General features: G+C 74.4%; 4 protein-coding genes. 2 read left to right on the top strand and 2 right to left on the bottom strand.

All coding sequences use genetic code 11. The features are described from left to right. Positions 1 to 133: 133 nt before the first annotated feature. Positions 134 to 2,164, bottom strand: coding sequence for an alkaline phosphatase (locus HCJ92_RS20130; protein ID WP_167935027.1), 2,031 nt, complete (start codon positions 2,162 to 2,164; stop codon positions 134 to 136). A 254-nt stretch (positions 2,165 to 2,418) separates the two neighbouring features. Between HCJ92_RS20130 and HCJ92_RS20125 the strand changes: the two genes are divergently transcribed. Both HCJ92_RS20125 and HCJ92_RS20120 read left to right on the top strand, forming a co-directional pair. Further along, positions 2,419 to 2,940: an SMI1/KNR4 family protein gene (locus tag HCJ92_RS20125; RefSeq protein WP_167935026.1), complete on the top strand. Its 522-nt coding sequence runs from the start codon at positions 2,419 to 2,421 to the stop codon at positions 2,938 to 2,940. Positions 2,941 to 3,247: 307 nt separating this feature from the next. Then, positions 3,248 to 7,030, top strand: coding sequence for an ABC transporter ATP-binding protein (locus HCJ92_RS20120; protein WP_420824749.1), 3,783 nt, complete (start codon positions 3,248 to 3,250; stop codon positions 7,028 to 7,030). A gap of 176 nt (positions 7,031 to 7,206) precedes the next feature. Here HCJ92_RS20120 and HCJ92_RS20115 read toward each other — a convergent pair whose 3' ends face one another. Continuing rightward, entirely contained in the window at positions 7,207 to 7,680 is a 474-nt protein-coding gene (locus HCJ92_RS20115; protein ID WP_338054283.1) for an NUDIX hydrolase, read from the bottom strand. Positions 7,681 to 7,855 lie beyond the last annotated feature (175 nt).

Below are 7,855 nucleotides of genomic sequence, written 5' to 3'. Positions count from 1 at the left end.
CCGCCGGGGGAGTGCCCGTCCCCCGGCGGTGTCGATGACGGCATGCCCGGGTGCCGTCGGTCGGGATACCGCGGGTCCGGGCGCCGTCGGAGCGCGCCGCCGCCCGCCGTCGAGGCGGGACGCGGCCCGCGGATCAGTTCTCCCGGAGCGGGTCCAGCGCCAGGGCGTGCATCATCCCGAAGAACAGCTCCGTGTTGTCCTGGAAGGCGTTGAACCGCTCCGCCCCCACCCCGGACGCGAAGACCGACACGTCCTCGACGGTGTGCACGCAGTTGGTCTGGTCCGGCGGCAGGTTGCCCACCTGGAGCTCGGCGTCACCGTCGCGGTCGGGGTTGGGCACGGCCTCACCGGTGTCCCGGTCGGCGAGCGCGGGCTGCGCGAAGACGGGGTTGTGGCGGAAGTCGTCCGTGTGGTCCGGGTGGTTGGACCAGCCGAAGAACAACTGGACCTCGGGGTCCGGGTCGTCGGGGAAGCCGTCACCGTTGCTGTCGCGGTAGGTCGGGAAACCGGCGTCGCCGTACACGCCGTTGGCGGCGCGCCCGTCCGTCTCCCGGCGGTCGTGCGTGCCCACGATCGACATGGAGTGGTTGTGGTCGGCGGTGACCACGATCAGTGTGTCGTCGCGGTCCGCGGCCCAGCGCTTGACGACGCCCAGCGCCTGGTCGAACTCGATGGTGTCGTAGACGGCGCGGGGGCCGTCCAGCGGGTGCTCCATCTTGTCGATGGAGGCGCCCTCGACGACGAGGAAGAACCCCTCGCCGTTCTGCTCCAGCGCCCGCAGCGCGACCTCCGTCATCTCCATCAGCGTCGGCTGGTCCTTCCACCGGCCGAGCCGCTCCGGGTCCCTGGCGTGGCGGCGGTCCAGGTAGACGTCGAGGTTGCCGGTGTGGAACAGCCCCAGGATGTTGCGGGGCACCGTGCGGCCCCGGCCGACCCGCTTCAGCTCCCGCGCGGTGGCGACGTGGGTGTAGCCGAGCCGTTCGTACTCCCGGACCAGGTCGCGGTCGTCGTCCCGCCGCGACCCCTCCTCGCCGCGCGGCAGCAGGGACGCCAGCCCGCCGCCCATCAGCACGTCGGGCCGCTGCCCGTCCTCCAGCGCCTGGTCCATGATCGCCAGGTACTCCGAGCGCCGCCGGGTGTGCGCCCAGACCGCCGCTGGGGTGGCGTCCTGCACCTCGGCGGTGGTGACGACGCCCACCGACATGCCGCGGGTCCGCTTCACCAGTTCGGTGATGTTCTCCACCCGCGGGTGGTCGTCCGGGTCCTCGGAGCTGCCCTCGTAGACGCCCATCGCGTTGACCGAGGACTTGTGGCCGGTCATGTACGCCGACATCGAGTTGGCCGAGTCGGTGACCACGGAGTCGGCGCCGGAGGTGGAGACCAGCCCCCGGTACTCCATGGTGTCCATCTCCAGCAGTCCGTTGTACTTGCCCTCGGTGATGCCCTTCGACAGCAGTCGGGCGGCGGTGACGGCCGGGGTGCCCATGCCGTCGCCGAGGAAGAAGACGACGTTCCTCGCCCGGCCCGCGCCGCCCTTCCCCTTGCCCTCGCCGCGGTCGGCGGTGACCACCTCGTGGGTGACGGTCGCCTCTGCCTTGGCGGCTCCGCCGCCGGTCGCTCGGGCACGGACCGTGAACTCCCCGGCGCGCGGGTAGGAGACGCCGCGGTAGGTCACCGCCAGCGTGTCCGGGGCAGGCGTCGAGCGCTCGGGCTCGTTCCGCAGCAGCGGTGCCGGGCCGTCCGGGCCGCGCAGCGAGATCTCCACCCGGGCCGTCCGCGGATCGACCCCGCTGACCTCGACGCGCAGGTCGAACCGGGCACCGGCGAGGAACTTGGCGTTGTCCAGCGGCAGGACGCGGACCGCAGGGGTCTCCCGGCCGCGGACGCCGCGACCGGTGCGGCCGGTCACGACGTGCGGGTCCCGGGCGGCGAGCGCCCGGGGGGCGGGCGCGGCCGTGACGGCGTGTGCCGGGGTCCCGGTCGGCGCGGCCAGGGCCCCGTCGGCGCCGAGCCCGACCACCACAGCGGTCGCGACACCGGTGCCGCCGGCCTTCATCAGCGACCGTCGGCTGACACCGCCGGCGCGGCCCCCGCCGTCCACCGGCGCCGACTCCTCCCGGCCGTCCCCGACCGGGCCACCTGCTGAACCCTGGTTGCTTCCCATGACGTCCCGCCTCTCGCGTGGGGCGCGGCGGGCCACTGGGCCGCCGCCGGCCGCGTGCTGGTAGCTGTGGCGCGTACCCGGCCGGGTCTCCCGCCGGTGGGAGCCTCCCGGCCGAAAGCTCAGTCGGGCTGACCTCCCGCTGAAGGCAGGCCGCCGGCAAGGTGAACAATGCGCCCCGCCCCGGGCCCGGACCGGCCCCGCGCGGGAGGGAGGGCCCCGCACCCGGGGGCAGGAGCGGTCGTTAGCCTGGGCGCATGAGCAGCACCGACGACCGCCGTTTCCCGGCGGCCCTCGACGCCGTCGCCGAGATCGAGTTCCCCTTCGGTGAGGACGGCCAGATCGACTTCGAGCCTTACAGTGACTTCCTCCCGCCCGACGAGACCACGGACTGGTTCCGCGCCTGGACCGGCAACGCCGAGGTCACCGGCGACGCCTACCTCGTCTTCGGTCAGGACGGGACCGGCGGACACGCCGCGATCTGGCTGGTCCGCGAGGGCCGGCCGCTGACCGAGCAACCCGTGGTGTTCCTCGGCTCCGAGGGGGAACTAGGCGTCCTCGCACCGGACCTGGCGGGGTTCCTCTGGGTCCTCGCCGACGGCTCCGGCCCGTACGAGGCCGCCACCGACCCCGAGCGCGGCTCCCTGCCCAATCCCGAACTCGTGGACCTAGCGCAGGACTTCACCTCGGGTGACCGCCGCACCGCCGCCGAGGTCATCGCGGCGGCCGACGCCGAGTTCCCCACCTTCGAGGACGACGTCCTCGCCCTCTGCCGCTGACCGAACCGGCCCCGGGCGCATGCCCGCCCGGGGCTCACCGGTCCGCCGCACCCCTGCCTGCCGGCCACCGACCGCCACCGACCGCCCGGCGGGGCGACCGGTCCGCCGCCCACCGGCGCCTCCGCGCGATCGGTCACTCCCGGCGCGCGCGCCGCCACCCCGCGTGGTCTTCCCCGCGCCCCTCGCGCACCCTGCGCGCCCCGGGGAATGTGGGACCCCACCGGTAGCGTTGATCGCCTGACGGGAGCGCTCCACCAGGGCCGTCCCCGCACCACCAGACGCAGACCGGGAGGCACGACGCGTGAGCGTGAGTGAGACGGGGACGACGCAGGACGGCGGCACCGGATGGGTGCGCCGTCTGGCGTCGTACAGCTGGCGCTACCGCCGCAACGTGCTGATAGCCCTCGCTTCCTCCCTCGCGGGCATGGGCGTGATGGCGCTCACCCCGCTCTTCATCAAGGTGATCATCGACGACGTGATCGTCGGCGGTGGCGACGGCCTGGAGATCTGGCTCGCAGCGCTCCTCGGCTCGGCCGTCGTCATCTACGTGCTGACCTTCCTGCGGCGCTTCTACGGCGGTCGCCTCGGGCTCGACGTCCAGCACGACCTCCGCACCGACATGTTCCGGGCCCTCACCGGCCTCGACGGGCGGCGGCAGGACGAACTCTCCACCGGCCAGGTCGTGGGCCGCGCCACCAGCGACCTGCAACTGGTGCAGGGGCTGCTCTTCATGCTGCCGATGACCATCGGCAACTTCATGCTCTTCGCCGTCGCACTCACCGTGATGGTGGTCCTCTCCCCGCTGCTGACGCTCGTCGCCCTCGCCGTGGCGCCCGCCGTCTGGTTCATCGCCCTCCGCAGCCGAGACAAGCTCTTCCCCGCCACCTGGTACGCCCAGGGCCAGGCCGGCGCCGTCGCCGGCGTCGTGGACGGCGCCGTCGGCGGCGTCCGCGTCGTCAAGGGATTCGGCCAGGAGGACCAGGAGACCGGCAAGCTCCGCGCCGCCGGCAACCGCCTCTTCGCCGCCCGCGTGCGAGGCGTGCGGCTCAGCGCCCGCTACCTGCCGGCGCTCCAGGCCGTCCCGGCGCTGGGCCAGGTCGCCATGCTCGCCCTCGGCGGCTGGCTGGCCACCCGCGGCGACATCACCCTCGGGACCTTCGTCGCCTTCTCCGCCTACCTCGCCATGCTGGTCGGTCCGGTCCGGATGCTCACCGTCATCATCACCGTCGGACAGCAGGCCCGTGCCGGTGCCGAACGCATCCTGGAACTGATCGACACCCGCCCCGCGATCACCGAGGCGCCCGACGCGCGCGACCTTCCCGCCGACGCCGACGCCACCGTCGAACTGGACGGCGTCACCTTCGGCTACACCGAGGGCAACCCCGCCCTCCGCGACCTGTCGCTGCGCATCGAACCCGGCGAGACCCTCGCCGTCGTCGGCACCTCCGGCAGCGGCAAGTCGACCATCGCGCAGCTGCTGCCGCGCTCCTACGACCCCGACGCGGGCACGGTCCGCATCGGCGGCCACGACGTCCGTGACCTGACCTACGCCTCGCTGCGCTCCGCCATCGGCCTCGTCCCGGAGAACAGCTTCCTCTTCACCGGGACCATCCGCGACAACCTCGCCTACGGGCGACCCGACGCCACCGACGAGGAGATCCGCGCCGCCGCCCGCGCCGCCCAGGCCGACGGCTTCGTCGCCGCCCTCCCCGAGGGGTACGACACCCTCGTCGGCGAGCAGGGCCTGACGCTCTCCGGCGGGCAGCGCCAGCGCGTCGCACTGGCGCGCGCGATCCTCACCGACCCCCGGCTCCTCGTCCTGGACGACGCCACCTCCGCGGTGGACGCCCGCGTCGAGCACGAGATCCACGAGGCGCTGCGGCGCGTCATGGCGGGCCGCACCACGCTGCTCATCGCCCACCGCCGCTCCACCCTGATGCTCGCCGACAGGGTCGCCGTGCTCGACGCCGGCCGGCTGGTGGACAGCGGCACCCACGAGGAACTGCTGGGCCGCTGCGCGCTGTACCGGCGGCTCCTCGCCGAGACCGACGACCACCGGCTCGAGCACGCCCGCCCCGGCACCGGGCTCGACGGCGACGAGGGCCCGGCCGACGAGGCCCCGCCGGCACCGGACGGCACCACCCCGGAGCTGTGGGTCCGCCCCGACGCCGCCGAGGACGAGCGCGGCGTGCTCGCGCCCACCGGGGCGGGCTCCGCGGGCGGGTTCTCCGCCGCCATGGCCGGCGCCTCCGCCACCCCGGAACTGCTCGCGCGCGTCGCTGCGCTGCCCCCGGCCGACGACACCCCCGACGTCGACGAGAAACGGGCCGCCGCACCCGAGCACGACGGGTACGGACTGCGCCGTCTCCTCGCCGGACTCGGCCGCCCGATGGGGCTCGCGCTGTTCCTGGTCGTCATCGACGCGCTCGCGGCGCTGCTGGTGCCGATCCTGATCCGCCACGGCGTGGACGACGGCGTCTCCCGCGGCGCGCTGAGCGCCGTGTGGGCCGCCTCCGCGCTGGCGCTCGGCGTCGTGCTGATCCAGTGGGTGGCGCAGACGGGCGGCCTGCTGGTCGTCGGCCGCACCGGCGAACGCGCGCTGTACTCCCTGCGCATCAAGATCTTCTCGCAGCTCCAGCGGCTGGGCCTGGACTACTACGAGCGCAACATGGCCGGCAAGGTCATGACCCGGATGACGACCGACGTCGACTCCCTCACCAGCTTCCTCCAGACCGGCCTGGTCCAGGCGCTGGTGGCACTCATGACGTTCTTCGGCATCATGGGCGCCCTCGTCGTCATCGACGCCGAGCTGGCGCTGGTGGTGCTCGCCACGCTCGTCCCGCTGGTCCTGAGCACCTACTGGTTCCGGCGCGCCTCCACCCGCGCCTACGAACTGGCCCGGGAACGCGTCAGCGGGGTCAACGCCGACCTCCAGGAGCATGTCTCCGGGCTGCGCATGGTGCAGGCGTTCGGCCGCCAGGACGACGCGGTCGCCCGGTTCACCGCGCGCTCCGACGGCTACCGGCAGGCACGGGTTCGGGGTCAGTGGCTCATCTCGATCTACTTCCCCTTCGTGCAGCTCCTCGCCACCCTCGCGACCGCCGGGGTGCTGTGGTCCGGTTCCGCCCGGGTCGCCGCCGGCACCCTCACCGCCGGCGCGCTGGTGGCCTACCTGCTGTACATCGAGCTGTTCTTCGCGCCGGTCCAGCAGCTCTCGCAGGTCTTCGACGGCTACCAGCAGGCCGCGGTGGCGCTGCGACGCGTCCGGGAACTGCTCGCGGAGCGGACCAGCACCCCCGAGCCGACCGACCCGCGGCCGGTGGCCGCCCTCGGCGGTGAGCTGGAGTTCCGCGACGTGCACTTCCGGTACGTCGCCGAGGACGGCACCACCACCGAGGAGGCGCTGTCCGGGGTGGACCTCCGGATCGAGCCGGGGCAGACCGTCGCGTTCGTCGGCCAGACCGGCGCGGGCAAGTCGACGCTGGTCAAGCTCGCCGCCCGCTTCTACGACCCGACCGACGGCACGGTCCTCGCCGACGGGGTCGACCTGCGCGAGCTCGACCCCGCCGCCTACCGGCGCCGGCTGGGGGTCGTGCCGCAGGAGCCCTACCTCTTCGCCGGGCCGGTGCGCGACGCGATCGCCTACGGCAGGCCGGAGGCCACCGACGCGGAGGTGGAGGCCGCCGCACGCGCCGTCGGCGCGCACGCCATGATCGCCACCCTGCCCGGCGGGTACCTCCACGAGGTGGCCGAGCGGGGGCGCAACCTCTCCGCGGGGCAGCGCCAGCTGCTGGCGCTGGCGCGGGCCGAACTGGTCGGCCCGGACATCCTGCTGCTGGACGAGGCCACCGCTGCGCTGGACCTCGCCACCGAGGCGCTGGTCAACGAGGCGACCGACCGCCTGGCGGTCCGCCGCACCACCCTGGTGGTCGCCCACCGCCTCACCACCGCGGCGCGGGCCGACCGCGTCGTCGTCCTCGACCGGGGCCGGATCGTGGAGGACGGCACCCACCGCGAGCTGGTGGCCCGGGGCGGGCACTACGCCGAGCTGTGGCGGAACTACCTGGGCGCACCGGTCAACGTCGGCTGACGGCGCGGGCGGCGACTCACCGGCCCTCCGGGAGCCGTTCGCCCGCCACCAGCACCGCGGCACCGCACCCCCCCGCCCGCTGCGCGGGGTGCCACGGTGGACCGTGCGCCGGGACGGGCGTGGGGCCGGCGAGGACCCGGGGGCCGGTCAGGACGTGGGACGCCGACCGCCGGGCGTCAGCGGCGGGTCAGCCCAGCGAGGTACACGTCCACCGTCTGGAGCGGCCCACCCGCCGGAGCGTCGCCCCCCGCCCACCAACTGATGCCGGAGATCTCCTCGTTGGGGGTGAACGGTGCCGGGTCGGTGATCTCCGCCGAGAAGAGCGCGCCGTAGCGGGTGAGATGGTCGGGGAGCGCGGTGCGGGCGAACCCCTCGAAGCGCAGCGCGGACGGTTCCACCCACTGGTCGGCCTCCTCCCACAGCTCACGCGCGGCGGCCTCCCGGGCGGTCTCGCCCGGGTCGATCCCGCCCCCCGGAAGCTCCCAGCAACCCCGGGTGCGCTCGCGGACCAGCAGCAGCCGGCCGTCGTGGTGCGCGGCGACGATGGCGTACGTCAGTTCGTGGTCTGACGGCGGGGAGTCCTCCGGGACCGTGGCGAACGCCAGCAGCCGCATCCCCAACGGGCCCGAGGAGAGCGGCTGTTCCGGCACGGCTCCACCGCACGCCGCGTCGCGGGGGCAGCAGCCGCGCGGATCGGCCCCCGCAGGGTCCGCCGCCGCCGGGGGAGCGGCGGCCGAAGGGCGCGGGGCATGCGGGGCCGCGGCGTACGGTGGAGCCGTGCCGGAACAGCCGCTCTCCTCGGGCCCGTTGGGGATGCGGCTGCTG

The organism is Streptomyces spiramenti (genome assembly GCF_012034385.1).
GTDB lineage: Bacteria > Actinomycetota > Actinomycetes > Streptomycetales > Streptomycetaceae > Streptomyces > Streptomyces spiramenti.
The sequence above is the reverse complement of the archived record's forward strand: the minus strand, read 5'-3'. Positions and strand labels throughout refer to the sequence as shown.